We start from the raw sequence: 235 nt of genomic DNA, 5'->3' as shown, positions 1-235 counted from the left end.
CCAGCCTGAGAATTTTTCACAGCGGATGCCGCCTGTGCAATACGTCAAAATTTTCTTGCCCTCAAACTGCTCTTTGTTTTCGCGGATCCATTCCGGCAAATCGCGGAAGGTTTCTACGTCAGGACGTACCGCACCGCGGAAATGCCCCAAATCGTATTCGTAGTCATTGCGTGCATCGATGACCACTGTATCCTGGTCTTGCATCAATTTATAGAATTCTTTCGGCTCCAAATAG

At 48.1% G+C, this 235-nt stretch carries 1 protein-coding gene; it reads right to left on the bottom strand.

The window, feature by feature from the left end:
• A partial coding sequence (locus SB775_RS33925; protein WP_410865683.1) for a rhodanese-like domain-containing protein occupies positions 1-235 on the bottom strand: 235 nt, incomplete at both ends.

It is taken from the genome of Peribacillus sp. SIMBA_075, assembly GCF_046534585.1.
Note: the sequence above shows the minus strand (reverse complement) of the source record. Positions and strands in the feature narration are given on the sequence as shown.